Here is a 4,347-nt window from a genome sequence, read left to right as displayed (position 1 = left end):
GCCATCAGGAAGCCGTGGCCCGGCGCCAGCCAGTCGAGGTCCACGTCGAGCAGGGCCCGCAGCGAGGCGAGGTAGGCCGCCATGTCACCGTCGGGCGGATTGATCACCACGGTGGATGACTGCATCACGTGGTCGCCGGTGAAGAGCAGCTTTTCCTCTTCGAGCAGGAAGCACAGGTGGTTCGAGGCATGCCCCGGGGTGTGCCACACGCGCAGATGGGCATCGGCCGCACAGGCCAGGCGCTGCCCGTGCTGCAGTTCGCGGTCCAGCATGAGTTGCGCGTCCTGACCCTGCGGATGGGCCGGCCAGCGCCCCGCCACCGGCGCGCCGGTGAGCTCGCGCAGCCGCCGCGCGGCCGGCGAGTGGTACTTGTGGCTGTGGGTGAGGACGATGGCCTCGATGGGGCCGGGGGCGGCAGCCAGCACCGCCTGGACATGTGCCTCGTCGGCCGGACCGGGGTCGATCACGGTCCAGCGGTTGGCCGCACCGCCCCCGACGAGGTAGGTGTTGGTGCCCGGTCCGGTCATCACACTGGCATTGGGCGCGGTGACGCGGATCACCCGCTCGGACAGGCGCACCGGCACACCGGGTTCGAGCGCGTAGGACACCTGTCCATGGCCTTGCGGGTCCAGGCGACCGATCTCGGCCCAGGCCGGCTCGTCGGGCATCACGGGGCGCTCGCCCTGCGGGCCCCGGCCGATGCGCGGCATCACCAGGGCCACCTCGCGCGGCGCGCGGGCCCAGGCCATGAGGGACGCCGCATCGGCAAAGCGCGACAGCAGTTCCAGCGTGACGCGCGTGGGTGTCATCAGCTTGAAATGGGCGGGGTCGCGGGCCAGGGCCTCGGCCGGCCGGAACCAACCATGCTCGACGGTCTCGCAGGCGTCATGGGCGGTGTCCTGCCCTTCGGGGGCGACGGCGATGAAAAAGCGCGTGTCAAAGCGCTTGGCACGTCCGCGGGGCGTGAGCCAATGGCTGAGGTAGGCCAGCCGATCCACTCGCAGCGTCCAGCCGGCCTGGCGGCACAGCTCGGCAAAGGCGCGTTCGCCGCGGTGGACACCATCCCGCCAGGCCCGCAGCGTGGGCGCGTCGGGGCGCGGCCCGTCGGCAAAGAGCAGGCCGCATTCCTCAAAGCATTCGCGGATCGCGCAGACGAGGTAGTCGAGCGCCCCGTCGTCCAGGCCCAGCCGCTCGTTGGCGGTGCGCGCATCGAGCCCGCGGGCGCAGGCGCTCGCCTGCCGGTCACCCGGGTCGACCAGGCCACCGGGAAAGACCCAGGCGCCGCTGTTGTGGTCGCCCCGTTCGGCCCGGCGCAGCAGCAGTACCTCCAACCCGAACGGACCATCGCGCACGACGACCAGGGTGGCGGCAGGACGGGGAGGACGCTCGGACGGCGTGGCCGGTGCGACGGCGTGGGCAGGGGAGTCGTTCATCGGTGGGCTGTGCGAGGGGTGCAGGCATCATGCACGGCCGGACGCGGCCCGGCCGTCACGTTCGCGACCGATGATGCCTGAACCGCGGGCGCCGAGCCGTCGCTACAGCACCCGGTGGAACCAGAACACCGACAAGCCGGCGGCCAGCAGCATCAGCACCGCCGCAGCGGCTGCGAACAGGGCCGTGACCTCGATCTCGCGGGTCTCCAGCGCGAGCTTGGAATGCAGGCCCTGGTAGATCTTTTTCAGATCGGGGGCCGAGCCGGCATAAAAATATTCCCCGCCGGTGAGGTTGGCGATCCCGCGCAGGGCCTCCTCGTCCAGGCGCACGCGCATGGACCAGCCGTCACCGACGAGGATCTCGCCCTGCTCGGTGCCCACCCCCACGGTGTAGACCTTCACACCGCGTTCGGCCGCCATGCGGGCGGCCTCCAGCGGGTTGGGGCCGGTGGTGGTCTGGCCGTCGGTGAGCAGGATGATGGCGGCCGCGCCATACGAGCCCGGCTCCACCGGCGGCGGCGGGGCCCTGCTGCCAGCCCCGCTGCGCTGGTCGAGCGAGCGGCCCAGGCGGCTGTCCTCGCTGCCCGGGCGTGGATTGCTGCCGCGCAGGTCGAACTCGATGTCCGGAAAGATGGCCTGCAACGACACCAGGATGCCGCTGCCCACGGCCGTGGCGCGCTGGAAGTTGAAGCGATCGATGGCGGCGAGCACGTCCTCCTTGCTGTAGGTGGGCGGCTGGGTCAGCAGGGCCGTGCCGGCAAAGGTCACCACGCCGATGCGCGTGCTGCTGTCCTGCAGGGCCACGAACTCCCGCGCGGCAGCCTGCGCCGCCGCCATGCGGTTGGGCTCGACATCGGTGGCACGCATGCTGCCGGACACGTCGATGGCCAGAATCACCATTCGCTGCTGCGATGGCAGGATCACGCGGGCCGTGGGCCGGGCCACGGCCACGAGCAGGCCGATCAGCGCCAGCAGCATCAGCACGGGCGGCACATGGCGGCGCCAGCCCGGACCGCGGCCCAGGGCCTCGCGCACCAGAGACAGCCCGGAATAGCGCAGCGCCAGGCGCCGGCGGCGGCGCAGCAGCCACCAGTAGGCTGCCACGCTCAGGGGCACGAGCCCCAGCAGCCACAACATCTCAGGCCAGAGGAATGCCATGTCCGTCTCCCCGTGATCACAAGGGTGTCGTCGAGGTCAGGGCAGCGGCCGGGCGCGCCGACACGGCCCCGCCGCCGGCCGCCAGGCGCGAGCGCAGCCGGCGCAGTTCGACGAAACGGCGCACCGCCGCGACCAAATCCTCGTCGGTGGCCAGCTCCAGCACGTCCACCCCGGCATCACCGAAGGCCAGGCGCAATCGGGCCTCGCGGTCGCGCGCGGCCTGTTCGAAACGGCGGCGAAACGCCGCATCATGGGTGTCCACCAGTTGCTGCTCGCCGGTCTCGGCGTCCTCGAACATCACCAGGCCCAGGTCGGGCAGTGCCGCCTCCAGCGGGTCGGTCAGACGCACGGCGAGCACCTCGTGGCGTTGCACCAGGCGGCCCAGCGGCTCGGTCCAGCCCGGTGCGGCGATGAAGTCCGACACGACGAAGACCAGCGAACGCCGGCGCATCAGATGGCCCGCGCGGTGGAAGAGCTGCGCCAGATCGGTGCCGCCCGGCCCGCCCGCGCTGACCGCCGCAGGCACGGCCCGCGCCAGCAGCCGGTGCACCAGTTGCAGCACCTGGGCGCGCCCGCCGCGCGCCGGGATCACGGTGTCGACCGCCTGGCCGCAGACGATGGCGCCCACGCGATTGCCATGGCGCGTGAGCAGCCGCGCCATCAGGGCGACGAAGGCGATCAGCAGGTCGCGCTTGCTGAACTCGCCGGCGCCGAAATGCACCGAGCCGCTGAGGTCGAGCAGGAACCAGACGTTGATGTCTCGGTCCTGTTGGAATTCGCGCACATGCGGCACCTGGATGCGTGCGGTCACGTTCCAGTCGATGTAGCGCACGTCGTCGTGGAACTGGTACTCGCGCAGGTCCGCCAGATCGAGCCCCTGACCGCGGAACAGGGTGCGGTAGTCGCCTTCGAGCAGGCCGTCCAGGCGGCGCAGCACCGTCCACTCCAGCCGGCGCAGCAATCGGTCGGCCTCGCCCAGCGCGGCATGGGTCTGGCTGGCCTCGAATGGCGCGGCCTTGCCATGCGCCGCGGGGCGGGCATCGGCCCGGCGCCGGGCCTCAGACGACGGCTTCGGTGCGGGCATGGGAGTCCAGGGGCTTGTCGGGCACGGGCAGCTTGTCCATGATGCGCCGCACCAGGTGGTCGGCCGTGAGGGCCTCGGCCAGGGCCTCGTAGGACAGCACGAGGCGGTGTCGCAGCACGTCGGGCACGAGGTCGGTCACGTCCTCGGGCAGCACGTAAGGCCGCCCGCGCAGCAGGGCCAGGGCGCGCGCGCCTTCGATGAGGTGGATGGTGGCGCGCGGGCTGGCGCCGAAGCTCAGGTAGCGTGAGAGTTCGGGCAGACCGAAACGCTCTGGCGAGCGGGTGGCCGCCACCAGCTTGACCGCATACTGGATCAGCGAAGGGTCCACGAAGCACTTGCGGCATTCCTTCTGCAGTTGCGCAAGCTCCTCGGTGCTCACGACCGGGGCCACCTCCTCGGGGCTGCCCGTGACGCGCTGCACGATGACGAACTCCTCTTCCTCGCTCGGATAGCCCACCAGCACCTTCATCATGAAGCGGTCGACCTGGGCCTCGGGCAGCGGGTAGGTGCCTTCGGTCTCGATGGGGTTTTGCGTGGCCATCACGAGGAAGGGCCGGGGCACGGGATGCGTCTGCCCTGCGATGGTGACCTGGTACTCCTGCATCACCTCGAGCAAGGCACTTTGCACCTTGGCCGGGGCCCGGTTGATCTCGTCGGCCAGCAGCAGATGGG

4 protein-coding genes are annotated in these 4,347 nt (G+C 71.1%); all 4 read right to left on the bottom strand.

What is annotated here, in order from left to right:
* Positions 1-1,433: MBL fold metallo-hydrolase (locus tag ACK42S_RS16010; RefSeq protein WP_409709807.1), on the bottom strand; the 1,433-nt coding region annotated here is incomplete at its 3' end.
* A 102-nt stretch (positions 1,434-1,535) separates the two neighbouring features.
* Positions 1,536-2,591 (bottom strand): VWA domain-containing protein, encoded by a 1,056-nt coding sequence (locus tag ACK42S_RS16005; RefSeq protein WP_409709803.1) that lies wholly within the window; start codon positions 2,589-2,591, stop codon positions 1,536-1,538.
* Between the two features lie 16 nt (positions 2,592-2,607).
* Complete coding sequence (locus tag ACK42S_RS16000; protein WP_409709800.1) at positions 2,608-3,675, bottom strand: DUF58 domain-containing protein; 1,068 nt, start codon at positions 3,673-3,675, stop codon at positions 2,608-2,610.
* Positions 3,650-4,347: AAA family ATPase (locus ACK42S_RS15995; RefSeq protein WP_409709797.1), on the bottom strand; the 698-nt coding region annotated here is incomplete at its 5' end. The genes ACK42S_RS15995 and ACK42S_RS16000, both read right to left, overlap by 26 nt.

Origin of the sequence: Caldimonas sp. (assembly GCF_046289365.1) — a bacterium.
Classification (GTDB): Bacteria; Pseudomonadota; Gammaproteobacteria; order Burkholderiales; family Burkholderiaceae_C; genus Caldimonas.
Note: the sequence above shows the minus strand (reverse complement) of the source record. Positions and strands in the feature narration are given on the sequence as shown.

Bases quoted from the DNA above. Each gene is read 5' to 3' on its own strand.
- ACK42S_RS16000 (WP_409709800.1), bottom strand. From the start codon at position 3,675: ATGCCCGCACCGAAGCCGTCGTCTGAGGCCCGGCGCCGGGCCGATGCC.
- ACK42S_RS16005 (WP_409709803.1), bottom strand. From the start codon at position 2,591: ATGGCATTCCTCTGGCCTGAGATGTTGTGGCTGCTGGGGCTCGTGCCC.